This is a genomic window from Arthrobacter sp. AK01, assembly GCF_021109375.1.
Taxonomy (GTDB): domain Bacteria; phylum Actinomycetota; class Actinomycetes; order Actinomycetales; family Micrococcaceae; genus Arthrobacter.
This window is the reverse complement of the sequence record NZ_JAJOHP010000008.1, coordinates 41,903-67,172: the sequence shown is the minus strand read 5'-3', so window position 1 is coordinate 67,172 and position 25,270 is coordinate 41,903. Positions and strand designations below refer to the sequence as shown.

General features: G+C 63.3%; 23 protein-coding genes. 16 read left to right on the top strand and 7 right to left on the bottom strand.

Going from position 1 to position 25,270, the window contains the following annotated elements; translation table 11 throughout:
• Positions 1 to 20 precede the first annotated feature (20 nt).
• The 3 genes from LN996_RS04515 to LN996_RS04505 are packed head-to-tail and all read left to right on the top strand — an operon-like array spanning position 21 to position 2,717.
• Positions 21 to 746 (top strand): DUF5998 family protein, encoded by a 726-nt coding sequence (locus tag LN996_RS04515; protein ID WP_231338974.1) that lies wholly within the window; start codon positions 21 to 23, stop codon positions 744 to 746.
• Positions 743 to 1,972, top strand: coding sequence for an alkaline phosphatase family protein (locus tag LN996_RS04510; RefSeq protein WP_231338973.1), 1,230 nt, complete (start codon positions 743 to 745; stop codon positions 1,970 to 1,972). Before LN996_RS04515 ends, LN996_RS04510 begins: the two co-directional genes overlap by 4 nt.
• On the top strand, positions 1,965 to 2,717 hold the full coding sequence (locus LN996_RS04505) for a thymidine kinase (protein WP_231338972.1): 753 nt from the start codon (positions 1,965 to 1,967) through the stop codon (positions 2,715 to 2,717). The genes LN996_RS04510 and LN996_RS04505 overlap by 8 nt, the downstream gene beginning before the upstream one ends.
• Here LN996_RS04505 and sepH read toward each other — a convergent pair.
• A complete protein-coding gene (gene sepH / locus LN996_RS04500; RefSeq protein ID WP_231338971.1) occupies positions 2,714 to 4,066 on the bottom strand; it encodes a septation protein SepH in 1,353 nt (450 codons plus the stop codon). The genes LN996_RS04505 and sepH overlap by 4 nt on opposite strands.
• 299 nt (positions 4,067 to 4,365) lie before the next feature.
• Between sepH and LN996_RS04495 the strand changes: the two genes are divergently transcribed.
• Positions 4,366 to 4,665 carry a DUF4193 domain-containing protein gene (locus LN996_RS04495; RefSeq protein WP_159706744.1) on the top strand — a complete coding sequence of 100 codons (300 nt, stop codon included), beginning with the start codon at positions 4,366 to 4,368 and terminating at the stop codon, positions 4,663 to 4,665.
• 20 nt (positions 4,666 to 4,685) lie between these two features.
• On the opposite strand, the gene LN996_RS04490 is transcribed toward LN996_RS04495, so the two are convergent.
• Complete coding sequence (locus tag LN996_RS04490) at positions 4,686 to 5,183, bottom strand: DUF3093 domain-containing protein (protein ID WP_231338970.1); 498 nt, start codon at positions 5,181 to 5,183, stop codon at positions 4,686 to 4,688.
• 103 nt (positions 5,184 to 5,286) lie between these two features.
• Here LN996_RS04490 and dut point away from each other — a divergent pair, with 103 nt between their 5' ends.
• The 4 genes from dut to LN996_RS04470 all read left to right on the top strand — a co-directional run bounded on the left by dut (position 5,287) and on the right by LN996_RS04470 (position 7,832).
• Positions 5,287 to 5,826, top strand: coding sequence for a dUTP diphosphatase (dut, locus tag LN996_RS04485; protein ID WP_231338969.1), 540 nt, complete (start codon positions 5,287 to 5,289; stop codon positions 5,824 to 5,826).
• 119 nt (positions 5,827 to 5,945) lie between these two features.
• A complete protein-coding gene (locus LN996_RS04480; RefSeq protein WP_231338968.1) occupies positions 5,946 to 6,689 on the top strand; it encodes a DUF3710 domain-containing protein in 744 nt (247 codons plus the stop codon).
• A 49-nt stretch (positions 6,690 to 6,738) separates the two neighbouring features.
• Positions 6,739 to 7,053, top strand: coding sequence for a hypothetical protein (locus tag LN996_RS04475; protein ID WP_231338967.1), 315 nt, complete (start codon positions 6,739 to 6,741; stop codon positions 7,051 to 7,053).
• Entirely contained in the window at positions 7,050 to 7,832 is a 783-nt protein-coding gene (locus LN996_RS04470; RefSeq protein ID WP_231338966.1) for a DUF3159 domain-containing protein, read from the top strand. Before LN996_RS04475 ends, LN996_RS04470 begins: the two co-directional genes overlap by 4 nt.
• Here the strand turns inward: LN996_RS04470 and LN996_RS04465 are convergent.
• Positions 7,799 to 8,536 carry a TrkA family potassium uptake protein gene (locus LN996_RS04465; RefSeq protein WP_231338965.1) on the bottom strand — a complete coding sequence of 246 codons (738 nt, stop codon included), beginning with the start codon at positions 8,534 to 8,536 and terminating at the stop codon, positions 7,799 to 7,801. The two genes, LN996_RS04470 and LN996_RS04465, sit on opposite strands and share 34 nt — an antisense overlap.
• Positions 8,536 to 9,207 (bottom strand): TrkA family potassium uptake protein, encoded by a 672-nt coding sequence (locus tag LN996_RS04460; RefSeq protein WP_231338995.1) that lies wholly within the window; start codon positions 9,205 to 9,207, stop codon positions 8,536 to 8,538. The genes LN996_RS04465 and LN996_RS04460 overlap by 1 nt, the downstream gene beginning before the upstream one ends.
• A 114-nt stretch (positions 9,208 to 9,321) precedes the next feature.
• Here LN996_RS04460 and LN996_RS04455 point away from each other — a divergent pair, with 114 nt between their 5' ends.
• The 8 genes from LN996_RS04455 (at position 9,322) to LN996_RS04420 (ending at position 20,216) form a co-directional block, all read left to right on the top strand.
• Positions 9,322 to 11,295 carry an APC family permease gene (locus tag LN996_RS04455; RefSeq protein ID WP_231338964.1) on the top strand — a complete coding sequence of 658 codons (1,974 nt, stop codon included), beginning with the start codon at positions 9,322 to 9,324 and terminating at the stop codon, positions 11,293 to 11,295.
• Positions 11,296 to 12,669 carry a class I SAM-dependent RNA methyltransferase gene (locus LN996_RS04450; protein WP_231338963.1) on the top strand — a complete coding sequence of 458 codons (1,374 nt, stop codon included), beginning with the start codon at positions 11,296 to 11,298 and terminating at the stop codon, positions 12,667 to 12,669.
• A 230-nt stretch (positions 12,670 to 12,899) separates the two neighbouring features.
• Positions 12,900 to 15,707, top strand: coding sequence for an aconitate hydratase AcnA (gene acnA / locus LN996_RS04445; protein ID WP_231338962.1), 2,808 nt, complete (start codon positions 12,900 to 12,902; stop codon positions 15,705 to 15,707).
• Positions 15,708 to 15,882: 175 nt separating this feature from the next.
• Entirely contained in the window at positions 15,883 to 17,856 is a 1,974-nt protein-coding gene (dxs, locus tag LN996_RS04440) for a 1-deoxy-D-xylulose-5-phosphate synthase (RefSeq protein ID WP_231338961.1), read from the top strand.
• Complete coding sequence (locus LN996_RS04435; protein WP_231338960.1) at positions 17,853 to 18,422, top strand: DUF402 domain-containing protein; 570 nt, start codon at positions 17,853 to 17,855, stop codon at positions 18,420 to 18,422. The genes dxs and LN996_RS04435 overlap by 4 nt, the downstream gene beginning before the upstream one ends.
• The gene (locus tag LN996_RS04430) at positions 18,419 to 18,979 is read left to right on the top strand and encodes a hypothetical protein (RefSeq protein ID WP_231338959.1); all 561 of its coding nucleotides are present in this window, start codon (positions 18,419 to 18,421) and stop codon (positions 18,977 to 18,979) included. Before LN996_RS04435 ends, LN996_RS04430 begins: the two co-directional genes overlap by 4 nt.
• 31 nt (positions 18,980 to 19,010) lie before the next feature.
• A complete protein-coding gene (locus tag LN996_RS04425; protein ID WP_231338958.1) occupies positions 19,011 to 19,229 on the top strand; it encodes a hypothetical protein in 219 nt (72 codons plus the stop codon).
• A gap of 9 nt (positions 19,230 to 19,238) precedes the next feature.
• Positions 19,239 to 20,216, top strand: a complete 978-nt coding sequence (locus tag LN996_RS04420; RefSeq protein WP_231338957.1) for an aldo/keto reductase — start codon at positions 19,239 to 19,241, stop codon at positions 20,214 to 20,216.
• Between the two features lie 72 nt (positions 20,217 to 20,288).
• Here the strand turns inward: LN996_RS04420 and LN996_RS04415 are convergent, their stop codons facing one another.
• The 3 genes from LN996_RS04415 to LN996_RS04405 form a co-directional block, all read right to left on the bottom strand.
• Positions 20,289 to 22,430 carry a 3-hydroxyacyl-CoA dehydrogenase NAD-binding domain-containing protein gene (locus tag LN996_RS04415; protein ID WP_231338956.1) on the bottom strand — a complete coding sequence of 714 codons (2,142 nt, stop codon included), beginning with the start codon at positions 22,428 to 22,430 and terminating at the stop codon, positions 20,289 to 20,291.
• Entirely contained in the window at positions 22,427 to 23,695 is a 1,269-nt protein-coding gene (locus LN996_RS04410) for an acetyl-CoA C-acyltransferase (RefSeq protein ID WP_231338955.1), read from the bottom strand. The genes LN996_RS04415 and LN996_RS04410 overlap by 4 nt, the downstream gene beginning before the upstream one ends.
• A gap of 191 nt (positions 23,696 to 23,886) precedes the next feature.
• On the bottom strand, positions 23,887 to 25,248 hold the full coding sequence (locus tag LN996_RS04405) for an HRDC domain-containing protein (RefSeq protein ID WP_231338954.1): 1,362 nt from the start codon (positions 25,246 to 25,248) through the stop codon (positions 23,887 to 23,889).
• Positions 25,249 to 25,270: the final 22 nt, after the last annotated feature.

Below are 25,270 nucleotides of genomic sequence, written 5' to 3'. Positions count from 1 at the left end.
CGATCTGTGAAAATGGGGGAATGAGCACCCAGTCTCCGACGCCTCAATCACGCCCGTCCAACACCGGGCACCACCCAGCGCACAACCACAGCTCGCAGGGGCAGAGCCTGGACCAGGCGCTGCAGCAGGCAGGGTTTTACCCGCGGTTGGTGGCCGACGTCGTCGACGACGCCCTGGACGGCCGGGAGTGCCTTTCCCACCTGGTCCATCTGGAGACACACTTCGACCGCGCCGAGGTCCGCAGGCATATCACCGTGTTGGTGCTCACCGAAGACATGTTGGTGATCACCCATGTTGACGACCAGCAGCTGGATGAAGCCGGCGAGCAGATCGTCGCGCAGATTTCCACGGAGTCCGTACCGGTGGCACAGATCCGCTCGGTGGTCCTGAGCTACATGTACTCCCAACCCCAGGACTACAAGCCCTCCGATCCTGTCCGGGAGCTCACGGTCTCCATCGCGTGGTCCGGCGGGCAGCGCCTGGACATGGGGCCGGCGAGTTGCGGAGACCCCCAATGCGAGGCCGACCACGGTTACAGCGGAACCATCGCGCAGGAAGACATTGTGCTGCGCATCAGCGCTGAAGCAGATGGACTGCAGGCGGTCCAGGATGCCAAGCTCTTTGCCCGCGCCCTACGCGCCGTCAATACGGGTAATCCAACTCCTGTCCAGCACCCCAGCATCCCCGCTCCACGGCCGCGTTCGGGCGTCTTCAGCAACCGCCTGAGCCGCGGACACCAGCGTTGAGGGAAACCGCACAGGGGCACGGAGACGCCTCTTCCGGGAGTGCGTCGGCGACCGATGTTCCCTCGGCACCGCTGTTCGGGAGCAAATCCATCGCGGAAGTTTTCACAAGTTCCGCAGCAGCGCTTGGAGTGCCCGGCTTCACCAACCACCTCCAGTTGCCGTCATCGAAGCGCGTCTGTGTTGTCCTGGCCGATGGTTTGGGTCGGAACCTTCTCAAGTCGAGGGTCTCCCACACGCCATTCCTCCGCTCAGTTCTCGCCGACGGGCAACGAAACACCCCGCAGTGGATCGACTCGGCATTCCCCAGCACAACGGCCGCGTCCCTCGCGAGCCTGGGCACCGGTTTGCCGGCCGGGCAACATGGCATGGTGGGCTATGACGTCCTTGATCCGGCGCAGGACAAGGTAGTCAACCTCCTGGGAAACTGGGACTCACAGGTGGACCCGGTGAAATGGCAGCCCCATGCGACCATCTTTGAACGCCTCGCGGCAGAACTGGACGTCGTGACAGTCAGCCTGCCGCAGTTCGGCAACTCACCCATGACGCAAGCCGCGCTCCGGGGGAGCCGCTTTGTTGGCGGCACCACGCTGCATGCACGTACGGCCGCGGCCGCGGAAGCAATGTCCGGTGGCGGCCGCTCCTTGATGTATTTCTACGTCAATGAGCTGGACAAAGCCGGCCACCGCTACGGCTGCCAGTCGGATCGGTGGGAACACCAGCTCGAAGAACTCGACTCCACTGTGAAAAGGCTCTCCGCAACGCTGCCGACAGGCACCACCATCCTGCTCACCGGTGACCACGGCATGCTGGATGTTCCCGAATCCCAGCGGATCGACTACTCCGCTGACGAATCGCTGGTGGCCGGAGTCCGGCACACTGCCGGCGAGCCACGCATGGTGCATCTTTACCTTGAGCCTGACGCCACGGAGGCACACCGGGCCGCCCTCATCGCTGCCTGGCGCAGTCGTTTTGGCGAACGGATCTGGGCCTTCACCCGGGACCAGGCCGTGGACGCCGGGTTGTTCGGTGCGGTCCGCCCGGAAGTGTCACCCCGCATCGGCGACGTCATGATCGCCGCCCGCGACACCTTGGCGCTCTATGACACCCGCCGTGCCCGGCCCACATCGCTGGAGGTAGTGGGCCAACACGGCTCGTTGACCAAAGCCGAGCGCGAAGTTCCCTTGCTGTGCTTCCCCGCCGCAGGAAAGAAGGGCAAACGTGGCTGAGCTGGTTTTCTTCTCAGGCACCATGGACTGCGGTAAGTCCACCCTGGCCCTGCAGATGGACCACAACCACCGCGCAAGGGGCCGTGGAGGGGTCCGCTTCAGCTGCAACGACCGTGCCGGGGACTCTACGATCTCCAGCAGGCTTGGCCTGCAAACAGACGCCGTTGAGGTTGAGCGCTGCACTGACTTTTGGGACGAAGTGGTGGTCCGTCGCACCAGCGGACTCCGTGTGGACTACCTCATTTGCGATGAAGCGCAGTTCTATTCGCCCGCCCAAGTGGAGCAGCTGGCCCGCGTGGTGGATGAGATGGAAGTGGACGTCTTCGCATTCGGCATCACGTCCGACTTCCGCACCAGGCTGTTCCCTGGCTCGCAGCGGCTGATTGAGCTGGCCGACAAAGTCCAGGTGCTGCAGGTGGAAGCATTGTGCTGGTGTGGCCGCCGGGCAACGCAGAACGCCCGTACGTTGAACGGCATCATGGTGGTGGAAGGCGAGCAGGTAATGGTGGGCGACGTAGCTCCCACTGCCGACGACGACGAAGCCTCCGGGATCCCGGATACGGGTGCCGTGGGAGATGAAACCGTCGTGGGCTATGAGACATTGTGCCGGCGCCACTACATGCGTCGCGTCACGGCGCATGGCGCCAACCTGATGGCCGGAGCAGACCAGCCGCTGCCGTTCGACATTGATGCCTGTCTATGGCCGGGTGCGGGGGAGCTTCACCGCAGCCAAGCCTCCAGCTAGTCTCCGCGGGCTCCGAAAACGATCTCGTCCCAGCTGGGGATGCTGGACCTCTTTGGCCTTGAAGGCTGACGTTCCGCAGGTGCGTCAATGTCCTTGGAAACGTCGGAGTCCTTGGACTCATCCGCCGGTGTGCCGTCCTTGTGGTCTTCCGGCAAGGATTCCCCGCGTAGGGATTCTCCGCGCACGGGTTCACCCTCGGCGCGGGGCGCGCTGCCGCCACCCAGGAGTTCGTCAAGCCCAGCGGGCTTGCGGCCCGACAGGGACGTAACCGGACGAAGCGGGCTGGCTACTACCGTGATTTCGCGGGTCTCGGTGCTGACGCCGTCGTGGAGCTTCAGCGAATCGTCGTCGTCAGTGTCGTGTGACTCGAAGTGCCGGGGCGCCAGGCTCAGCCGGGACAACATGGACGGCCGCCCGTCCTTGCGAGGTGCTTCTTCTGCAACAGGCGTGGCTGGTTCGGGGTCTGCGGCGGCGGGTTCCTCGTGGATTTCATCCAGTTCCTCACCCGGCCGCGGGTGGGCGGCGGGAACATTGCTCAGCAGGACAGCGAGGGCGTCGTCCGCATCCTCGTCCACGCCCAGGCGCTGGCCGCGACGCGAACGGAGCATTTCCAGGAGGCTGTCCGATTCTTTCGCCGAGGCGCGGGCGGCCGTTTCGGCGTCCGATTCAAAGTCGAAAGGCCGGTCCGAGACGGCCGCAAGCCTGCGGGCTGGGACAGGTCCATCCAACGGTTCGAGTTCACTGAGCTGCTGGGCCCAGCGGTTGGCGTTCTGCAATGACTTGCGCTGCGGGCTGAAGGTCCACATGGCGGGAGGTTCCTCGCCGATGCTCCCGTGGGTGCCAGGAACGGTTTCGAAACGTGCGACGACGGTCCAGGAACCGTCTGGGCGGCGCCACGAGTCCCATTCGACCGTGGAGGAATCGATACCGTGGGCAGCGAGCCTGTGGTCCACCATTTCGCCCAGGGTGGCCGGGTTGTCGCCAAACGCCGAGCGATAGATGTCGTGGCCGGGGGCAGGGGAGGCAACCTCGATGTTCCGTGCTTGGCGGGCCACGTACTCACGCTCCGCGAGGACCGGGCCTTCGTAACGCTGGACGTTGGCAAGGGGGAGGCCTGACAGTTCCGCGACTTCCGCAGCCGTAGCTCCGCTGCGGATCCTGGACTGGATATCCCTGGGAGACATGGCGATGGGTGTGTTTGACGCACGGGCCGCCACTTGGGCAGGGGTCCGGCTCGCCGCGGCCCTCAAAGCCTCGTCGATCGGAAGCTGGAACATCGCACCGCCGGGGCCGCTCAATAGCAGATGCCCGCCGTCGTCGTGGACGCCTACCAGTCGTAGATCCTGCATAACACCCTCCACCACATGGCATAACTGACATTCGAAACTCTGCCACCCGTCGGGGTGTTTTCCTACTAGGAACGAGGGCGTGCCGTGATATTCCGGTGAAAGCGGCATGATCCGGAGTACTTTCGGGCCAAGGCAGGGACTATGGACTTTTCCAAACCGTGGGAGGACAATCTGGCCGATATCGGGCACAAATCCGGGGCGTCCGGCGTTGCACCCTTACACCGGCGGCGGACGTACCGCCGGGATCCACCCGAAAAAGGTATCCCACCCACAGCGTGTATGGAGGATGAGGAAGGACCATGGCCACCGATTACGATGCTCCGCGAAAGACCGAGGAAGACGTCAGTGAGGATTCCCTTGAGGAACTTAAGACGCGCCAGTCGGGGAAGCAATCCTCCGCGGTGGACGTCGATGAGACCGAACTGGCTGACGGCTTCGAACTGCCGGGAGCGGATCTCTCCGGAGAAGAGCTCCTTATCCAGGTCATGCCACCGCAGGCGGACGAATTCACCTGCTTCAACTGTTTCCTCGTCAAGCACAGGTCCCAGATCGCTACAGAGCGGGGCGGCCACCTGTATTGCAAGGAGTGCGAGAGCTAGGTGTACTGTCCCGGCCGGTGTTAGTCCCGCGGGGCGCTCAGGGCGGTGACAAGCTCATCGGGCCGGCGGGACGACGCGAGCCAGTACGGAGTACGGTCAGCTGGATCCGTGATTTCAATCTTGACCACAGGGTCAATCCAGCCACGGAAGCACATGTAGGCCAGTCCATTGAGGCGCGGGCCCCGCTCGGCTGTAGCTTCCGCCTTCTTGAAGGCCTGGACAGAGCCTACGAACTTGCGGTCGATGCTTGCCCTGCCAACCCGGACCGTGTCGGCAGTGACGGTGATGGTGGGCGTGGAGAGCACCAACATGATGGTCATGATGGCCAGCAGGACCAGGGCGGCAATGATGCCCGTGGCTGCGCTGATGGGGCCAAACATCAGGACGCCCGCGCCCGACAGGCCAACCACCACAACCCAGATCCACACTGACGGCCACAGCTTTTCGGTGTACAGGACCTCGGAGGCTGAGGGGGTGTTCCGGGCAGGCACAGGGGAGGACTGGTCAGGCGTAGGCATGCCTCCAGCTTATCGGGCCGTGGACTGCCGCGGCGCCCAGGGTCACGCCTGCCGCTGACATGGGCGGTCCTGCTGGTGGCCGCTCCCCGTAGAATGGACCACTGTGAGCAATGAGACCGCAGTATTCAGTTCAGACGCCGCCCCTTCAGCCGTGGAGGCAGGTGATGCCCGCGCAGCCTACGGCGCACCTACTTTGGACGTGCAGCTGAAAATGCTCGACGGCGGTTTGGAAGCCCCGTCCTACGCGCACCCAGGCGACGCAGGCGCGGACCTCCGGGCCCGTGAGGATGTGCACCTCGCCCCCGGTGAACGCAAACTCGTTCCCACCGGCGTCTCCATCGCACTGCCGGACGGATTTGTGGCGCTCATCCACCCCCGTTCAGGCCTGGCCACCAAGCATGGACTCACCGTGGTGAACGCTCCAGGCACTGTGGACGCAGGCTACCGTGGCGAAATCGCAGTCACGCTGCTGAACACCGACCAAAACCATGCCATTGACCTCAAACGCGGCGATAGAATTGCACAAATGGTGATTCAGCGCGTCGAATACGCGCGTTTCGTGACCGTTGACCAACTGTCTGAATCTGTTCGGGGATCCGGCGGCTTCGGGTCCACTGGCGGCTTTAGCGCCCCGAAAGCCTAAGCAAACTGCTGAACCCGCCGCGTGTCGCAGGCTACCGCTTGCCTCAATGGCGTGGGTTATCGCGGTTTATCGTGGTTGCGGTTTACTTGGGGATAGACCACTACTAAGGAGAAAACCCAATGCTTTTTGGGCGCGGCAAGAAGTCCAAGGACGATCGGTCGGAATCGGCCGGCACCGTCGGGGAACCGGGGGTCGAGGCACAAGGCCCGGAATCAGGCCAGGCAGGCACGCCTGGTGATTTCCGGCTCGCCAAAGGCCCCTTGGACATAGACGAGATCGAGGACCATGACGGCTACGTCGACCTCGGTGCGCTCCTGATCGCACCGGCCGAAGGTCTCCAGCTGAGGCTTGAAGTGGAAGAAGCCACCCAACGCGTGGTGGCAGTGACCATGGACCTCAACGGTTCCAGCCTGCAGCTCCAGGCGTTTGCGGCCCCCCGTTCCGAAGGCCTGTGGGACGAGATCCGGGAACAGATCACTCAGTCCGTGACGAGCCAGGGCGGGGAAACGGAAGAAATCTCCGGGACCTTCGGTACTGAGCTCGTCGCGAAGCTGCCAGCCGAAGCCGCCGATGGCAGCCGCGGCTTCCGGGCAGCCCGCTTTATGGGCGTGGACGGGCCGCGCTGGTTCCTCCGTGGTGTCCTTGGAGGACCGGCTGCCTTGGAACGTGAGGCCGCTACGGGTCTGGAAGAGCTTTTCCGCCGTGTGGTCGTTGTCCGTGGCGACAACCCGATGCCGCCCCGGGAACTTCTCCAGCTCCGCCTGCCCAAGGACGCTGCAGTGCCCGGGCAAGCCGGCGCCCCGCAAGGTGCCCCCGTGATGGAGCAGCCGGAGCGAGGGCCGGAGATCACCCAGATTGGCTGACACGCCAGGTCACAACGGGGCAGCCGACCGGTGGCCCCAAGCCGACGGAGTGCGTGATCTTCCAGCACGGGGCCGGGCGGTATGCACCGGATTCATCGAATCGGTGACGCACCAGCCGCCCAGTGAACAGCCGTTCTTCTCGGCTGTGGTTGTCGATGCCTTGCGGCCCGGAACCCAACCGCCACCCGGGGGAGCCAGGAGGCCATATGACCGCCTTCGCGTTATCTGGCTGGGCAGGTTGCGGGTTCCAGGCATCGAAGCCGGTGTGCAGCTTCGCCTGAACGGCATGGTGACACAAGTCGACGGACTGCCGGCCATGTTCAATCCACGCTACGAAATACTTTCCCGTCAGGAGCACCTATGACCGTGGCCAACGGATCAGAACCGCAGAACACCGGGGATGCTGTTCCCGAAGACCAAACAGCACCCGGGCGTGACGCCGCAAAACCCGCCGTGGAAGGTCCCAGTGTGTCCGATATCGCCGCCGGGTACGCTGAAAAGGCCGGCCTCCACAGGAACAGCGCGGGCCACGTGGACATGCTGAAGTCAGCTGGCGGATGGCAAGGCATTGCCGAGAGCATCCTTCCGGGCTTGGTTTTCCTGGTAGCTTTCACCGTCACCCGGGACCTGACCCCTGCCTTGGTTGCAGCGTTGGCTGCTGCCGCGGTCTTCACGGTGGTCCGGCTGATCCAGCGGCGCCCCCTGACCCAAGCACTTGCCGGCGTGGTGGGGGTTGGAATTTCTGCCTGGCTGGCCAACACCACGGGCAAGGCCGAAGACTTCTATGTCCTCGGATTCTTCACGAACATTGCCTACATAGCCGCCATGGTGCTGTCCATCGTGCTGAAGTGGCCCATAGCCGGTCTGCTCTTCGGCTTCGTGCGCAACGAAGGACTCGAGTGGCGCAAAGATCAGGAAAGGCTACGGGCCTACAAACTGGGCACGTGGATCGTCGTGGCGGTGCTGGCGTTGCGCCTAGTGGTGCAGGTGCCGTTGTACTTCATGGGTGAGGCTGGCCTGACAGCGTTGGCGACCACCAGGCTCCTGATGGGCGCCCCGCTGTACATCCTGGGACTATGGGTTGCCTGGCTGGTAACCAAGCCGGCACCTCAACCGTCGAAGCCGTCGTCCTCAGCGGACTGATCGGCAGCTTCGGGGGCGCCCTCACGAGGTTCCCCGCCGTCGTCGGAAGCCGGTGACAAAAGTGCCCGCAAGCCGTCCTCAGCTGCGATGGTGGTGACGAAGAAGAGCTCGTCACCACCGTCAAGCACGTCATCCCGGGTAGGCGTGATCGGCGCCTGGTCGCGCAGAATCGCAACCAACGTGGCGTCCTCGGGCCAGTCGATCCCACCCACCGTGCTGCCGATGACGTGGGAATCATGCGGAACGGTGAATTCCACGATCGATGCCACGCCTGTCTGGAGTGTCAGCAGGCGGACGATGTCGCCGATTTCAACGGCCTCTTCTACGAGCGCCGTCATGAGCTGCGGGGTGTTAACGGCCACGTCAACGCCCCAGGAATCGTTGAACATCCAGTCGTTTTTGGGGTTGTTCACGCGCCCTACAGTGCGTCCCACGCCGAATTCCGTCTTGGCAAGCAGGGAGACCACCAGATTGACTTTGTCGTCGCCAGTGGCGGAAACCACGACGTCGGCGTCCTCGAGTTTTGCGTCCTGCAGGGTGCTGAGTTCGCAAGCGTCGCCCACCAACCAGCGTGCGCCCCGCAGCCCGCTGCGGCCAATGACCTCGGGCTTCAGGTCGATGAGGAGAATCTGGTGCTTGTGGGCGAGCAGCTCACGCGCAATGGACGAGCCGACGCTTCCTGCGCCAACGATGACAACTTTCACTAAGACTCCTTGGCGGGTGCTTTGGCGAGGATCCGGCTGATCTCGGACGTTCGGTCCAGGCTCAGCATCGCGTGGACCGTGTCGCCCTCCTGGTATGCCGTCCCGGATTGGGGCAGCAGGCCTTCACCGAACCGGGTGAGGAAGGCGATGCGGATTCCGGAGGCTGCCTCGATGGAACTGAGGCTGTGCCCGATCCAGTCTTCGTGCAGGTCCACTTCGGCCAACACAAGGCGGCCTGATGGCTCGCGGTAGTCGCCGGCCAAATGCTGCTCGGGAAGTATGCGGCGGAGGACCTGGTCGGCGCTCCAACGGACGGCTGCGACTGTGGGGATACCAAGGCGCTGATAGATCTCGGCGCGTCCGGGATCGTAGATTCGTGCCACAACATGGGCAACATGAAATGTCTCGCGGGCCACGCGCGTGGCCAAAATGTTTGAGTTGTCGCCACTGGAGACGGCAGCGAAGGCGTAGGCCTCTTCCACGCCCGCCTGCTTGAGGGTGTCCCGGTCGAAGCCGACGCCGGTGACCTTGCGCCCGGTAAAGGTGTTGCGCAGCCGGCGGAAGGCCCGCTCGTCCTGGTCGATGATGGCGACCGAGTGGCCCGCATCCTCCAAGGTGTGCGCCAGGGTTGCGCCAACACGGCCGCAGCCCATGATCACGAAGTGAGCCACCATGTCTCCTTTATGTGTGTTGTCAGTCCCGCTCGGTATGACTTTACCGTTGCGGCGTGGGTTGCCTGCGACAACCGTCATGACATCGCTGGGGATTCAGAGTAGCTTTGCGGAGTGCTGACAATTCTGAATGCCGCGAAGCGGGTGTTGGTGGGCCGGCCAGTCAGGAATGACCGCCTGTCCCACACCTTGTTGCCCAAACGCATCGCATTGCCCATCTTCGCCTCGGATGCCTTGTCCTCGGTAGCTTATGCTCCTGACGAAATCCTGCTGACACTGGCCCTTGCCGGAGTCAGTGCTGTGGCATTCTCACCGCTTGTTGGCCTCGCCGTCATGGTGGTTTTGCTCACAGTGGTGGCGTCCTACCGCCAGAACGTCCACGCGTATCCGTCCGGCGGCGGCGACTACGAGATCGCCAACGTCAACCTGGGCAAGTACGCCGGGCTCACTGTGGCTTCGGCGCTGCTGGTGGACTACGTGCTGACGGTTGCCGTGTCCATGTCCTCAGCCGCCACGTACCTCACCACTGCCATCCCGGCTCTGCATGGCCAGCAGGCACTGATCGCCACGGTCGGCGTCATCATCCTGGCGCTGGTCAATCTGCGTGGCGTCAAGGAAGCCGGGACAGTCTTCGCCATTCCCACGTATATCTTCATGGCCTCGATCCTCGGCATGACCGGCGTCGGCATCTTCCAGGCCCTCACCGGCACCTTGGGCGAGGCGCCCTCCGCCGACTTCACCATCGTCCCCGAGCCTGGCTTCGATGAAGGTCTGGTGGGGCTGGCAGGGGCTTTCCTGCTTCTGCGTGCCTTTTCTTCGGGCGCTGCTGCCCTGACCGGTGTTGAGGCCATCAGTAATGGCGTCCCCAATTTTCAGAAGCCGAAGAGTAAGAACGCGGCCACCACGTTGTTGTTGCTTGGGGTTATTGCTGCTTCCATGCTGGCGGGAATCCTCTACTTGGCGAACGCCACCAAAGTGCATATCGTCCTGGATCCGGCCCGGGAATTCCTGGTGGACGGCAAGCCTCTTCCAGAGGGGTACATCCAGACTCCAGCCATCAGCCAGATCGCGGACACCATCTTCGGTTCGGGCTCCATACTTTTCTATGTCGTGGTTGCTGCCACGGGCGTCATCCTGGTTTTCGCCTCCAACACCGCCTTCAACGGATTCCCGGTACTTGGCTCGATACTTGCCCAGGACGGCTACCTCCCGCGTCAACTCAGAACCCGTGGCGACAGGCTCGCGTTCAGCAACGGCGTCCTGGCCTTGGCCGCAGGTGCGCTGGTCCTGATCCTCGCGTTCAACGCAGATGTGACCAAGCTGATCCAGCTCTACATCGTGGGCGTCTTTATTTCGTTCACGGCCAGTCAGCTCGGCATGGTCCGGCACTGGGGCCGCGAATTGAAACTGGCCAGGGACAAGGCCGTGCGCCGGAGGATTTTCAAGTCGCGCACCATCAACATGGTCGGCTTTGGCATGACTGCACTGGTCCTGGTGATCGTCCTGATCACCAAATTCGAGCAGGGCGCCTGGATCGCTTTGCTCGCCATGTTTATTCTGTTCCTCATCATGTGGAGCATCCGTGCCCACTATGACAACGTGGCCAGGGAATTGGCGGTGGACGAGGACTCGTCGCCGCGTGCGTTGCCCACGCGTGTCCACGCGGTCTTGCTTGTTTCACACGTCCGCAAGCCGGTCCTCAGGGCGTTGGCTTACGCCAGGGCGTCACGGCCCTCGCGCCTTGACGCGATAACAGTCGACATCAATACCGAGGAGACGGAGCACACCGTCCGGGACTGGGAGAAACTGGAGATTCCGGTTCCCCTGACCGTCCTGGCCAGCCCTTACCGCGAGACCGTGACCCCCATCATGGATTACGTCAAGAACATGCGCCGCGACTCACCGCGGGACTTGATCGTGGTCTACATCCCCGAATATGTCGTGGGCAAGTGGTGGGAACAACTGGTCCACAACCAAACAGCACTCAGAATCAAGACGAGGCTCCACTTTGAACCTGGAGTCATGGTTGCCAGCGTTCCGTGGCAGCTGAAGTCGTCCGAAGAAGCAAAGGCACTGCAGGATACCTAAATGACCTCCCATCGCACTTCCCCCCACGCCGGAACGCCCGCCAACGAAAACCACAGTGGGCCAGGTACTGAACTTGTCGTCGACATTGGTCCCATTGCACACGGCGGGCACTTCGTCGCACGCCACGAAGGGCGCGTCATCTTCGTCCGGCACGCCATCCCGGGGGAGAAGGTCCGCATCCGCTTGACCGACTCCGGCGACTCATCAAGCTTCTGGCGCGCCGACGTCGTCGAGGTCCTTGAGCCTTCACCGGACCGGGTCCCGCATTTCTGGAAGCCCGCGGACTCACTGGCCGCGTGGAACCGGGGCGCGCCGCCGGTTGGCGGTGCCGAGCTTGGGCACATTTCGCTGCAGCGGCAACGGGCGCTGAAGGCGGAAGTTTTGGCCGAACAGCTCAAGCGGCTCGCCGGTTTGGACCTCGCCACCGAGGTGGAAGCCGTGGGGGACAATCACGACGGCGGCCTCGGCTGGCGTACGCGGGCCAGCTTTGCTGTCACTCCCAAGGGCCGGTTGGGCATGCACGCGCACCGCTCGGACGTTGTGCTTCCCATCAAGGAGATGCCCTTGGCACTCCCGGGACTCAACGGACTGAAGCTGTGGGATCTTGACCTGTCAGGCATCGCCCGCATTGAGGTTGCTGTCCCTGCCAATGGTTCGCGGCCCCTGATTCTGCTGGCGCCGGAGGAGGGCACAAGCCCCAAGAGGATTCACAGCATTTTGTCGCAGCTGCCGCATGACGTGTCGGTGGCAAGCTTCGACCCCAGCAAGGGGGAAGTCCTGCAGTTGCGCGGGAGGACCTGGGTGCAGGAGACCGCAGCCGGCCACGAATACCGTGTCACGGGGGAAGGGTTCTGGCAGATCCACAAGGATGCGCCGGATACGCTGGTGGGCGCTGTGACGGACTATCTTTCCAGCGGTGGGTACTTGCAGCCCGGCGCAGCAGTAGCGGACCTCTATGCCGGTGCCGGGCTGTTTACGGCACCGCTGGCGGACGCCGTCGGTGTCACCGGCTCGGTGCTTTCGGTGGAGGGTGCCCCTGGCACCAGCAGGGACGCCCGCAAAAACCTGCACGGTGAACCACAGGTGGAAATCGTTCAAGGACGCGTGGAGCGTGTCCTCCACCAGCGCGCCCGGAACTTCGACTCCCTGGTGCTTGATCCACCGCGGGCCGGAGCCGGCAAAGCCGTGGTCAAGCAATTGATGGCAACCGGCCCCCGGGCAATCGCCTATGTGTCCTGTGATCCCGCATCCTTTGCGCGTGATCTGGGTTACTTCCACCAGGGTGGTTGGAGGCTCGAGGCCCTGCGCGCGTTCGATCTCTATCCGAACACCCACCACCTTGAAACCGTGGCGCTGATCGTTCCCTCCTCGTAGCCCGGGTGTCGCCCGCCCGCGGTGGGCGGGGGGCGGCACCGGCTTTGGCGGCTGCATGCCACTCTTTGGATGGATGCCACTACGATGGGCGTAGTAGTCCCGCTCCGCAGGAATCAACGCCGCGGGCCGGGGTGACCAAGAGAGATGCCGCCCGGCTAAGTAAGGTGCGCCTAACTGGCTAGCGGCCAACCACGCGACAAAGATGAAACTGTTGCGAGAGGAGTCCTGCCATGAGCACTGTGGACAGCTTCGGTTCCAAAGGCGTACTGAATGTAGCCGGCACCGATTATGAAATTTTCCGGTTGAACTCCGTAGAGGGCGCAGACAGCCTTCCGTTCAGCCTTAAGGTATTGCTTGAAAACCTCCTGCGGACTGAGGATGGCGCCAATATTACGGCGGACCATGTCCGCGCCCTGGCCGGTTGGGATCCCAATGCGGAGCCCGACACGGAAATCCAGTTCACCCCCGCCCGCGTCATCATGCAGGACTTCACCGGCGTTCCCTGCGTTGTTGACCTTGCCACCATGCGTGAAGCAGTCAAGGAGCTCGGCGGCGATCCCAAGCGCGTCAATCCCTTGGCACCTGCAGAAATGGTCATCGACCACTCCGTCCAGATTGACGCCTTCGGTAACTCCGGCGCACTGGAGCGCAACATGGAGATCGAATACCAGCGCAATGGTGAGCGCTACCAGTTCCTTCGTTGGGGCCAGACCGCATTTGACGACTTCAAGGTTGTCCCCCCGGGAACCGGCATCGTCCACCAGGTCAACATCGAGTACCTGGCACGCACTGTCATGACCCGCGAGGTAGACGGTGTAGTCCGCGCCTACCCCGACACCTGCGTTGGTACCGACTCGCACACCACCATGGTCAACGGCCTGGGCATCCTGGGCTGGGGCGTCGGCGGCATCGAAGCCGAGGCAGCAATGCTTGGCCAGCCCGTCTCCATGCTGATTCCCCGCGTTGTTGGCTTCAAGCTCAACGGCAGCATCCCTGCCGGCGCCACCGCTACCGACGTCGTGCTCACCATCACCGAAATGCTGCGCAAGCACGGTGTCGTTGGCAAGTTCGTCGAGTTCTACGGTGAGGGCGTTGCGGCTGTGCCGCTGGCCAACCGCGCCACCATCGGCAACATGAGCCCGGAATTCGGTTCCACGGCAGCCATGTTCCCGATCGACGACGTCACCCTGGACTACCTGCGCCTCACCGGCCGCTCACAGGAGAACGTCGCGCTGGTCGAGGCGTACAGCAAGGAACAGGGCCTCTGGCACGATCCTTCCCGCGAACTGCGCTTCTCCGAGTTCCTCGAGTTGGACCTGTCCACTGTTGTTCCGTCCATCTCCGGCCCGAAGCGTCCCCAGGACCGCATCGAGCTCACCGATGCCAAGGAGCAGTTCCGCAAGGACATCCACAACTACGTCTCCATCGAAGACGGCAGCGTGGACGAGTCCCTGGACGAGTCCTTCCCCGCATCCGATTCGCCGTCCTTCACGCACGCCGACTCGCACACCACGGAGACCGCACGCGTTGCGTCGGCCGCCAACGGTGCGCACGGACGCCCGTCCTCGCCGGTGCACGTCAAGACCGCCGATGGCCGCGAATTTGAGTTGGACCACGGCGCAGTGTCGATCGCCTCGATCACGTCCTGCACCAACACATCCAACCCGTCCGTCATGCTCGCTGCTGCCCTCCTGGCACGTAACGCCGTGGACAAGGGCCTGACGTCCAAACCGTGGGTCAAGACGTCCGTAGCCCCCGGCTCCAAGGTCGTCACCGACTACTACGAGAAGTCCGGCCTGACCCCGTACCTGGAGAAGCTCGGTTTCTACATCGTGGGTTACGGTTGCGCCACCTGCATCGGCAACTCCGGCCCGCTTGAACCGGAAATCTCCGAGGCAATCCAGGCCAACGACCTCTCCGTGACGGCAGTCCTCTCGGGCAACCGCAACTTCGAAGGCCGTATCAACCCGGACGTGAAGATGAACTACCTGGCGTCGCCGCCGCTGGTCATCGCCTACGCCCTGGCCGGTTCCATGGACTTCGACTTCGACACCGATGCCCTGGGCACCGACTCCGAAGGCAACGAGGTCTTCCTGAAGGACATCTGGCCGAACCCCATCGAGGTGCAGGAAGTCATCGACTCCTCCATCGACGAGGCCATGTTCGCCAAGGGCTACGAGGGCGTCTTCGACGGCGACGACCGCTGGAAGGCACTCGACACGCCCGCCGGTGACACCTTCGCCTGGGCTGAGGACTCCACCTACGTGCGGAAGCCCCCATACTTCGAGGGCATGAAGGCGCAGCCGGATCCCGTCAAGGACATTTCAGGTGCCCGCGTGCTCCTGAAGCTTGGCGACTCCGTCACCACGGACCACATCTCCCCGGCAGGCTCGTTCAAGTCGGACACCCCGGCCGGCCAGTACCTGTTGGCCAACGGCGTGGAGCGCAAAGACTTCAACTCCTACGGTTCACGCCGTGGAAACCACGAAGTCATGATCCGCGGTACCTTTGCCAACATCCGCATCAAGAACCAGCTCCTGGACGGCGTCGAAGGTGGCTTCACCCGCGACTTCAGCCAGGAAGGTGCACCGCAGGCCTACGTTTACGACGCCGCGCAGAACTACCAGGCCGCGGGAACGCCGCTGGTGGTCCTGGCAGGCAAGGAATACGGTTCCGGTTCATCCCGTGACTGGGCAGCAAAGGGAACTGCACTTCTGGGTGTCAAGGCCGTCGTCGCCGAAAGCTACGAGCGCATCCACCGCTCCAACCTGATCGGCATGGGCGTCCTTCCGCTGCAGTACCCCGCCGGCGAGTCGGCAGCAACACTGGGCCTGACCGGTACGGAAACGTTCGCAGTTGAGGGAGTGACCGAGCTGAACAACGGCACTACGCCGAAGACGCTCAAGGTCACGGCTACGGCTGAGGACGGCACCGTCAAGTCCTTCGACGCCGTTCTGCGCATCGATACCCCGGGCGAAGCGGACTACTACCGCAACGGTGGCATCCTGCAGTACGTACTGCGCCAGATCTCCGCATAGTGGACCAGCTGGTTTCCAGCTGATTCCTGTGCCAGACAGCCCCGGCCGGTCATCTGACCAGCCGGGGCTGTTGGCGTCCACTGAACGCCACACCCCGGATCACGTGTGTGCGGAAACGCGGGCGCCGGGCACGCGCTAAAGTTAACAAGCACGTCATTCACCCTAAGGAGGGCCGTTGGGACTTTTGGAAACCGTCAAGGATCCACAGGACCTGGCCAAACTGTCCGGCACGGAGCTGGAACAACTGGCCGGCGAAATCAGGGAATTCCTGATCACCAACGTAGCCGCGACGGGTGGACACCTTGGCCCGAACCTGGGCGTCGTCGAACTCACACTGGCTGTCCACCGGATCTTCGAGTCGCCGCGGGACAGTATCGTCTTCGATACCGGGCACCAGTCCTATGTGCACAAGCTGCTCACTGGCCGCCAGGACTTCAGCACCCTTCGCCAGCAAGGCGGACTTTCCGGCTATCCGGACCGTGCCGAATCCGAGCACGACATAGTGGAGAGCTCGCACGCGTCATCATCTTTGTCCTGGGCAGACGGTATTTCACGCGCCCGCCAGTTGACTGGCGAAGGCGACCGTTTCGTCGTCGCCGTTGTTGGCGATGGAGCCCTGACCGGCGGTATGACGTGGGAGGCGATCAACAACATCGCGGCCGACAAGCGTCGTCGCGTGGTCATCGTTGTCAATGACAACGGACGATCATACGCACCCACCGTCGGCGGATTTGCCGATTACCTCGCTTCGTTGCGCCCCACCATCGACTCCCTGCGCACTACTCCGGCCTATGAGCGCATGCTGGACTGGTGGAAGAAGAAACTGCAGAACGGCGGCCCCGCCGGGCAGTTCACCTACAAGAGCCTGCACGCCATGAAGAAGGGCATCAAGGACTGGTGGGCACCTCAAGGTATGTTCGAGGACCTTGGAATGAAGTACATCGGTCCGGTGGACGGGCACAGCCTCCAGGCCATGGAAAACGCCTTGAATACCGCCAAGGCCTACGGCGGACCTGTGATCGTCCACGCCATGACCGAGAAGGGCCACGGTTACGCCCCGGCCCTGGCGAACGAGGCAGACCAATTCCATGCCGTGGGAATTATCGACCCCGAAACCGGTGAGTCCACGGAAATGCCGGGTGCCAGATCGTGGACCTCGGTGTTTGCCGAGGAGATCGCGGACATCGCCGACGAGCGCCAGGATATCGTTGGCATCACCGGCGCCATGCTCATCCCGGTCGGTCTTCACAAGTTTGCCGAGCGCCACCCTGAGCGCGTTATCGACGTCGGGATTGCCGAGCAGCACGCCCTCACATCCGCTGCCGGTATGGCCTTCGGCGGCCTCCACCCCGTGGTGGCGGTTTACGCAACTTTCCTGAACCGCGCCTTCGACCAGCTCCTCATGGATGTGGCGCTGCACAAGGCCGGGGTCACGATCGTCCTGGACAGGGCAGGCGTGACCGGCCCGGATGGCCCCAGCCACCACGGCATGTGGGACATGGCCATGGTTCAGATCGTGCCGGGACTCCATTTGGCGGCTCCCCGCGATGCCACAAGGCTCCGTGAGGAACTGAGGGAGGCCGTCGCCGTCGATGACGCCCCCACAGTGGTGCGGTTCTCCAAGGGCAGTGTCGGTTCGGAAGTTGAAGCCATCGACAGGCTTCACGACGGCGTGGACATCCTCGCGCGGCGACCTGAGGGTTCCACTGAAAACGATGTCCTCATTGTCAGCGTCGGCGCCATGTCCGAACTCGCCCTCGATGTTGCCAGCCGCCTCGGCGCGCAAGGCATCAGCTCCACGGTGGTGGATCCGCGCTGGGTCCTTCCTGTGCGGAAGTCGATTATCGCCCTTGCTGCCCGCCATCGCCTGGTCATCTGCATTGAAGACGGCGTGCGTGCAGGCGGCGTCGGATCGCGCATCCGGCAGGAAATGCGTGCTGCGGGCGTGGATACAGCCCTCAACGAAGTCGGTTTGCCGGTCGAGTTCCTGGTACATGGTTCCCGAAGCCAGGTGCTGGAGCGCGTGGGACTGACCGCCCAAAAAATAGCCCACGACGTCGTAGCGCAGGTTCTGGGGACAAAAGTCCCCTTTGCAAGGCCCCTCCCGGGCCAGGAGCACCCCACCACCGGAAGCCTGCCCACGTTGTGATGGACCACCGTAGTCCGGGCTCGCTGCAGCCCGGTGACCTCGTTGTGTCGAGGAACAGGAAATGGAATGGCAAGGCCCACTGGGTGGTGCCCGGCCGCTACCTCGGCGAAGACATCCACGGCTGGTGGATTTTTCAGGGTGCGGGGGAGTTCTGTTCACGTCCCGGGGCAGCCTTCTACGCGGCGTCGGACGCAGTACTGTTGGTCCCACGTACCGGAGAGTTCGTGGCCACGTTCTACGACGATACGTACCCAGGCGACTTCCGGATCTACGTTGACGTTGCCACCGCCCACGGTTGGAACCCCATCAAGCCGGGCGTCACGGAGTTCCATATGATCGACATGGACCTGGACGTGATCCGCTCCACCAAGCACGGCGTGTTCGTGGACGACGAGGACGAATTTGAGCAGCACCGGGCAGCCATGGGCTATCCGGACGACACAGTGGACGCTATGCGCGCAGAATGCGCAGCCCTTTTTGAGGCAGTAGTGGCCATGAAAGCACCATTCGACGTCACCGGAGCCAACAGCACCAGTGCCGAGTGGTTCAGGAAAGGACGAGCATGAGCGGCATTATTCGCACGTACAAGCGGGACGACGAGGGAGTCCTTCACTTCCGGGAAGCCTGGTACGACGACGAGGACCAGCAGTTCGTGATCAATCACGGCGTTGTGGGCCACCAGAGCAAGACGGATGAGACAGACGTCGACGACGACTCCTCGGTGGAAGGCCTAATGGCGGCTTTTGCCGCGCAATGCGAAGAAGACGGATACGCTGAAATTCCCGAGTCCGATCAGTTTTGGGTGGTTGCCCAGATTGCGTTGAAGACCAAGGACGGCACCGAACGCGACCGGCACCTTGAACGGAAAGCGAAGGCAGCACTTACCGGTGAACTTGCCTGGCGTGGGCTCGGCATAGTGGACCGATCGGAAATCGGCAACGGCCACCTGAACATTTTCTGCCTCTGCCCTGATGTGAATAAGGCAGTGAACGCGATCAAGATCTGTGTTCGTGGTGAGGATCTGGACTTCACCAAACTCACCATTGCCGCGGCACCCCACAGCGAGCCCGGTGCCTTCCGGGTGAAGCACTCGCCCAAGCAAGGCGTGGGCTTTACTCTCTAAGTAGCACCCAACGCACCAGGAGGGACCACCCATGTCGTCCAAGAGCAACTGGCCCGGACATACACCGCTGCCCAAGGGCCTCGCTGCCCCTGCGAGACGGGCCTTGGCGCACGAGGGAATTGAGACGCTGGAGCAGCTGGCGGAGTTTGGCGAGGCGAAAATCGCCAAGCTCCACGGCATGGGACCTGTGGCCATTGCACAACTTGAGGACGCCATGGAGGAATCGGGAATCTCCTACAGCGGCGGCTAGGCTGAATTCATGACTGAATACCGACGCCTTGGCCATTCCGGATTGACCGTCTCAGCTGTTGGGCTGGGCTGCAACAATCTGGGGCGCGCCAATACACCCACCGAGTCCCAGGACGGCACGGACGCCGTTATCCACGCCGCACTTGATGCCGGAGTAACGTTCTTCGACGTTGCGGATGTCTATGGACGCGAGCCGGGCCTGAGCGAGTCCATGTTGGGCAAAGCCCTGAAAGGTCGCCGTGATGACGTGGTCATCGGTACCAAATTCGGCATGGACATGGGCGGCGTCAACGGCAACGATTTCGGTGCCCGGGGTTCACGCCGCTACGTCGTGAAAGCCGTAGAGGCGTCGCTCCGCCGCTTGGATACTGAGTGGATCGACCTCTACCAGTTCCATACCCCGGATCCTCTGACGCCCATCGAAGAGACCTTGGCGGCCTTGGATGACCTGGTGACCAGTGGCAAGGTCCGCTATGTCGGGCACTCCAACTTTGCCGGCTGGCAGATCGCCGAGGCTGAGTATGTCGGCCGCCAGGCAGGGGGTGTCCGCTTCATCTCGACGCAGAACCACTACAACCTGCTGGACCGCCGTGCCGAGCTCGAAGTCCTGCCCGCGGCGGGGGCCTTCTCCTTGGGAGTGCTCCCGTATTTCCCGCTCGCCAACGGACTGCTCACGGGCAAGTATTCTGCCGGCAAGGCACCGGAAGGGACCCGGCTGAGCCACACGCGCACCAACTTGGTGCACGACGCCGATTGGGAACAGCTGGGCCGCTTCGGCCAGTTCGCCAAAGAACGGGACATCACCGAGCTGCAACTGGCCTTCTCCTGGTTGGCCGCGCAGCCCGGCGTCAGCAGCGTCATCGCCGGTGCCACCCGTCCGGAGCAGATCCGCGAGAACGCTCAGGCAGTGTGCTGGGTCCCGACGCAGGAAGACCGGGACGAAATGGACGAGATCTTCCCCCGCGCGCCCAAGGTGGCGCTTTTCTAGACGAAGGGGAAGAGGGCCGTGGCCGGAGCAGGTGCTCCAGTCACGGCCCTCTTCCGTCATGTGTCCGGTGGCTTAGGCCGGTGCGGATGCGATTCCGGGTGCCAGGAACCTCTTGCCGTTGACGCGCTCCGATGCGCCCACGCGATCAAGGTACGGTGTGATGCCACCGAGGAACATCGGCCAGCCGGCGCCCATGATGACGCAAAGGTCGATGTCCTCAGGTCCGGCTACGACGCCCTCTTCAAGCATGAGCCCGATTTCCTCTGCCAAGGCATCCTGTGTGCGGCGAAGGACTTCCCCGCCCGTGGATGGGGTGTCGCCGAAGGACAGGATGGCCATGGTTTCAGCCGGGATCACAGGTGCTCCATCGGGGCCCGGGACCCATAGGGACTTCACGCCGTTGTCGATGAGTTTTTGCAGGTTCTGCGATACGGGGAACCGGTCCCCGAACGCTGCGTGGAGCGATTCCTGGACATGCTGCGCAACCGGCAAGCCAACCATGGCGCTGAGCGTGAAAGGCGACATGGGCAGGCCCATGGGGCGTAGCGCACTGTCAGCGACGTCCGCCGGTGTTCCTTCGTCGAAGGCTGCGATGACCTCGCCCATGAGGCGGAGCAGGATACGGTTCACCACAAAGGCGGCGGCATCCTTCACCAGCACGGCCGTCTTCTTGAGGCCCTTGGCGAGTTCGAAAGCGGTAGCCAGGACGGCGTCGTCGGTCTTGGGCGCCCTGACGATCTCCAGGAGGGGCATGACGGCCACCGGGTTGAAGAAGTGGAAGCCCACCAGGCGTTCAGGGTGTTTCAAGTCTTCGGCCATGGCCGTGACGGACAGTGAGGACGTGTTGGTGGCCAGGATGCACTCGGGGGAGACGATCGCCTCAACTTCGGCAAAAACCTGCTTCTTGATGTGGAGCTCTTCGAAGACGGCCTCGATGACGAAGTCGGCATCGGCAAATGCTTCCTTGGAGACGGAACCTGTGATGAGCGCCTTTGTCCTGTTGGCGGCGTCGGGCTTGATCCGCCTCTTCCCCAGCATCTTGTCCACCTCGGCATGGACGTAGGCCACGCCCTTGTCCACCCGGGCCTGGTCGATGTCCGTCATGACGACGGGGACCTTGAGTTGCCTTGCAAAAAGCAATGCGAGCTGGCTTGCCATGAGTCCTGCACCCACGACGCCGATTTTGGTCACCGGGCGGGCCAGCTTGCGGTCAGGGGCGCCTGCGGGACGCTTGGAGCGTTTCTGGACGAGGTCCAGGAACGCGTACACAGTCGAACGGAATTCGTCAGTCTGCATCAGGCCGGCGAGGGTCTCGCATTCAAGTTCGGCTGATTCCGCTTGTGTCATGGTGCGGTTGGCTTCCATGACATCCAGGACCTTGGCCGGGGCGGGGGAGGCGTTCGACGTCTTCGCCTCAACCACTCCGCGACCTGCTGACACGGCGGCCGCCCATCGCGTGGCAACAGCGTCGTCCGAGGCATCCACTGCGTTCTTGCGTTCTGGCGTTACGTCGCCGGTGATGACGCGGGCCGCCCATGCCAGCGACTGCTCAACGAAGTCAGCGGGTTCAAAGATGGCGTCGGCAACGCCGAGCTCAAAGGCCTGCGGTCCGGTAAGGGTTCGGTTGTTGCTCAGCGGGTTCTCGATCATGACCTTGACCGCATTTTCGGGACCGATCAGGCGAGGAAGGATGTAGACGCCGCCCCATCCCGGAACGAGGCCGATGAAAGCCTCCGGCAGGGCCAGCGCACCGGCGCCGGTGGAAACGGTCCGGTAGGTGGACTGCAGGGCGATCTCAAGGCCGCCGCCCAGGGCAAGGCCGTTGATGAAGGCGAAGCTTGGAACTCCCAGATCTGCCAGTGTGCTGTAAACGGCATGGCCAAGCTGTGCCATCCAGAGGCCGTGCTCACGTTCCTTGAGCGTTTTCACGGCTGAAAGGTCGGCGCCTGCCACCAGGAAGTACGGCTTGCCGGTGACGCCGACGCCCACGATTTCACCACGTGACGCGCGTCCCTTGAGGTTCTCCAGGACGCCGCCCAGTTCAACCAGGGTGTTGGGGCCCAGGGTCGTGGGTTTGGAGTGGTCCAGCCCGTTGTCCAGCGTGATCAGAGCGAAAGTGCCTGCCCCGGGAAGCTGGATGTCCTGGACGTAGGAATGGGTAACGACTTCGTCGGGGAAGAGGGCGGCGAGCTTGTGGAATTCGGCGGCGCTCATGCTGCGGCTCCTTCGGTGGTGGCGGTGGTGGTATCAGCGGTGGAGGATGCGTAGTCGGCGTGTTGTGGGTTCTCCCAAATCACAGTGGCACCCATGCCCAGTCCAATGCACATGGTCGTGATGCCGTACCGCACTGAAGGATCTTCCTCGAATTGTCGCGCGAGTTGATTCATGAGGCGAACGCCGGAGGAAGCGAGCGGATGCCCGACGGCGATCGCCCCGCCGTAGCGGTTGACCCGGGAGTCGTCGTCGGCGATGCCGAAGTGGTCCAGGAAGCTGAGGACCTGGACCGCAAAGGCCTCGTTGATCTCGAAGAGCCCGATGTCCTCTATTCCCAGGCCGGCGGACTTGAGGGCCTTCTCGGTTGCCGGAACGGGTCCGATGCCCATGACCTCCGGCTCGACACCGGCGAAGGCATAGGAGACGAGGCGCATTTTGACCGACAGGCCCAGTTCTTGGGCGGCTTCAGCCGAAGCCAGGACGGCGGCGGTGGCTCCATCGTTGAGACCTGCTGCGTTGCCTGCGGTGACCCGGCCGTGGGCCCGGAAAGGCGTGCGCAGTTCGGCGAGGTCGGCCACGGTGGTTCCAGGGCGAGGGGGCTCGTCCGTGGTGTGGAGGGCCCAGCCCTGGCCGGGCTTCATGGTGGCTACGGGCACCAGGTCATGTTGGATTTGCTGGTTGCTGTAGGCGGCGGCCAGTTTTGCCTGGGAAGCGGCAGCGTAGGCGTCCGTGCGGTCCTTGGTGATCGCAGGGAAACGGTCGTGCAGGTTCTCGGCCGTGTTGCCCATGTTCAAGGCTGCCGGGTCAACGAGGCGCTCTGACATGAAACGCGGGTTCGGGTCTGCCCCAGCTCCCATGGGATGGTTTCCCATGTGTTCAACGCCGCCTGCAATGACCACATCGTAGGCGCCGAAGCCGATGCCGCTCGCCGTCGTTGTCACTGCCGTCATGGCGCCTGCGCACATGCGGTCGATCGCGAATCCGGGAACCGTACGGGGGAGTCCGGCAAGCAATGCGGCCGTCCGGCCGATGGTGAGGCCTTGGTCGCCGGTCTGGGTGGTAGCGGCGATAGCCACTTCGTCGACGCGGTCCGCAGGCAGTGACGGGTTCCGCCGCATGAGTTCGCGGATGCACTTCACAACGAGGTCATCGGCCCTGGTGCCCGCATAGATGCCTTTTTCCCCGGCCTTGCCGAAGGGGGTGCGTACACCGTCCACGAAGACGACGTCGCGAACGTTCCTCTGAGCACTGCGTGATGGACTCATGTTTAACTCCTCGTTGAGACATGGTGCCGGATCCCGCATCGCGGGTACTCCGGCTGGCATTGATGCAATGTTACTCGTGGGTAACTTAGCTTGCAAGGCGCATGCTGTCCCTGTTGGCCCGGTTACGGGGACGCAAAAGGCCCGCCACCGCGAACCGTGGTTCGGGTGACGGGCCAGGAGTCGACACTTGCTCAGCCGGCTTCCTTGGGTTGCTGTGGTTCCTTTGCCTGGTGGCTGTCCTTCGCCTTGGCCTCTTTGGTCGGAAGTGGCTTCGGGTTCAAGCATGCTTCGGTGAGGATGGGAGCAGCGAAGGAGACCTGCCACTCGCGCGCACCGAGGGTCCGCAATTCAGCGGCCACGGATTCCAGTGAAATGTCAGCCGGTGGCCGCCACGTAACGCGTCGCAGGTAGTCCGGGGTCAGCAGGTTCTCCACGGGCAGATTGAGTTCGTCGGCCTTTGCCTGCAGGGCAGGCCGTGCAGTCGCCAATCGTGCCGCGGCCTCGGGGTCCCGGTCCACCCAGACCCGTGGCGGCGGCGGGGCGTTGGTGGGCAAATGCAGGGGTGGCAAGTCGGTCAACGTGCGGGCGTTGGTGATGCAACGCAGCCAGCGCGGGGCCTCACGTTGGGCTGAGCGGCCGTGGAATCCCTTCGTCGCCAGGAGTTGGGGGACGGTGGTGGGCATGGCTTTGGCGGCGGCAACGAGGGCGGAGTCGGGAATGAGCCTGCCCGGTGCCACATCCCGTTTGCGTGCCAACTGATCGCGTTCATTCCACAGTTCACGGACAGCGGCCAATTGGCGCCGATCGCGGATTTGGTGCAGCCCTGATGTCTTCCGCCACGGATCGACGCGGGGCGGGGAAATTCCTGCGGCGAGGATCCCGGCAAATTCCTGCTCGGCATACTCCAGTTTGCCGTCCGCCTCGAGCAGTTCGATGAGTTCTTCGCGTAGTTCCGCCAGGACCTCGACGTCGAGGGCCGCGTAACGGAGCCACGGTTCGGGCAGTGGGCGGGTGGACCAGTCTGCCGCGGAGTGTTCTTTGGCGAGTCCGAATCCGAGGAGTTGCTCGATGACGGCCGCCAGGCCGACCCGGGGGAGTCCGGCGAGGCGTGCGGCAAGTTCCGTGTCAAACAGTTTGTCCGGCCACATGCCAAGCTCGGACAGGCAAGGCAGGTCCTGCGTGGCCGCGTGCAGGATCCATTCGACGCCGCGCAGGGCGTCGTTGACGATGTCCAGGTTGTCGAACGGTTCGGGATCGATCAGCCAGGTACCGGCACCCTCACGGCGGATCTGCACCAGGAAGGCGCGCTGGCCGTAGCGGAAACCCGAAGCGCGCTCTGCGTCCACTCCGGCCGGTCCTGTTCCTGCCGCTATGGCAGCAGCACACCGCTCAAGTCCGGCGGGACTATCGATGACAAGTGGCACGCCTTCGCGGGGAGTGTCGAGGTCGATGACTTCAGGGACGTGGCTGTCGAAGCCGTCAACCTTGATGTGGGTGGTGGGATCAGCAACCGGATCGCCGGCTGTGGTTTTATCCAGATTTTCAGGGGTCATGGTGGCTTAAGCTTACCGATTC

What these genes read in the sequence shown, in the direction of transcription:
- sepH (WP_231338971.1), bottom strand. Translation starts at nt 4,066, where the DNA reads ATGCAGGATCTACGACTGGTAGGCGTCCACGACGACGGCGGGCATCTG.
- LN996_RS04430 (WP_231338959.1), top strand. Translation starts at nt 18,419, where the DNA reads ATGAGCGGCATTATTCGCACGTACAAGCGGGACGACGAGGGAGTCCTT.
- LN996_RS04410 (WP_231338955.1), bottom strand. Translation starts at nt 23,695, where the DNA reads ATGAGTCCATCACGCAGTGCTCAGAGGAACGTTCGCGACGTCGTCTTC.
- LN996_RS04425 (WP_231338958.1), top strand. Translation starts at nt 19,011, where the DNA reads ATGTCGTCCAAGAGCAACTGGCCCGGACATACACCGCTGCCCAAGGGC.
- LN996_RS04490 (WP_231338970.1), bottom strand. Translation starts at nt 5,183, where the DNA reads ATGCCTACGCCTGACCAGTCCTCCCCTGTGCCTGCCCGGAACACCCCC.
- LN996_RS04420 (WP_231338957.1), top strand. Translation starts at nt 19,239, where the DNA reads ATGACTGAATACCGACGCCTTGGCCATTCCGGATTGACCGTCTCAGCT.
- LN996_RS04515 (WP_231338974.1), top strand. Translation starts at nt 21, where the DNA reads ATGAGCACCCAGTCTCCGACGCCTCAATCACGCCCGTCCAACACCGGG.
- LN996_RS04480 (WP_231338968.1), top strand. Translation starts at nt 5,946, where the DNA reads ATGCTTTTTGGGCGCGGCAAGAAGTCCAAGGACGATCGGTCGGAATCG.
- LN996_RS04450 (WP_231338963.1), top strand. Translation starts at nt 11,296, where the DNA reads ATGACCTCCCATCGCACTTCCCCCCACGCCGGAACGCCCGCCAACGAA.
- LN996_RS04495 (WP_159706744.1), top strand. Translation starts at nt 4,366, where the DNA reads ATGGCCACCGATTACGATGCTCCGCGAAAGACCGAGGAAGACGTCAGT.
- acnA (WP_231338962.1), top strand. Translation starts at nt 12,900, where the DNA reads ATGAGCACTGTGGACAGCTTCGGTTCCAAAGGCGTACTGAATGTAGCC.
- LN996_RS04415 (WP_231338956.1), bottom strand. Translation starts at nt 22,430, where the DNA reads ATGAGCGCCGCCGAATTCCACAAGCTCGCCGCCCTCTTCCCCGACGAA.
- LN996_RS04405 (WP_231338954.1), bottom strand. Translation starts at nt 25,248, where the DNA reads ATGACCCCTGAAAATCTGGATAAAACCACAGCCGGCGATCCGGTTGCT.
- LN996_RS04470 (WP_231338966.1), top strand. Translation starts at nt 7,050, where the DNA reads ATGACCGTGGCCAACGGATCAGAACCGCAGAACACCGGGGATGCTGTT.